This is a genomic window from Citrobacter sp. wls619, from assembly GCF_005281345.1.
Taxonomy (GTDB): domain Bacteria; phylum Pseudomonadota; class Gammaproteobacteria; order Enterobacterales; family Enterobacteriaceae; genus Citrobacter.
This window is the reverse complement of the sequence record NZ_SZXJ01000003.1, coordinates 1-443: the sequence shown is the minus strand read 5'-3', so window position 1 is coordinate 443 and position 443 is coordinate 1. Positions and strand designations below refer to the sequence as shown.

General features: G+C 52.8%; 1 protein-coding gene. It reads left to right on the top strand.

Annotated elements, in window-relative coordinates; all coding sequences use genetic code 11:
• The coding region (locus FDX19_RS00025) for a site-specific integrase (protein ID WP_170974319.1) at positions 1–443 on the top strand (443 nt) is incomplete at both ends.

Here is a 443-nt window from a genome sequence, read left to right as displayed (position 1 = left end):
CGCTGGGATGAGTTCAACCTGAAAGCCCACATCTGGACGGTGCCTGCACAGCGTGAAGTCGTTAAAGGTGTGAAATTCTCAGAACGTGGTGCAAAAATGAAGGACGAGCATCTTGTGCCATTATCTGTACAGGCGGTTGCCCTGCTGGAGCAGATTAAAGAAATTACCGGAGAGTCCGTTTTCGTGTTTGCAGGTGCGCACTCAATGAACAAGCCAATGAGTGAAAACACCATCAACAAGGCGTTGCGCGTGATTGGCTATGACACCAAAACCGAAGTCTGCGGCCACGGCTTCCGCACGATGGCCTGTAGCGCGCTGAACGAGTCCGGATTGTGGTCAAAAGATGCCATTGAGCGTCAGATGAGTCACAAGGAGCGTAACGGCGTGCGGGCGGCGTATGTGCATAAAGCGGAGCATCTGGAAGCCCGTATGGAGATGATGCA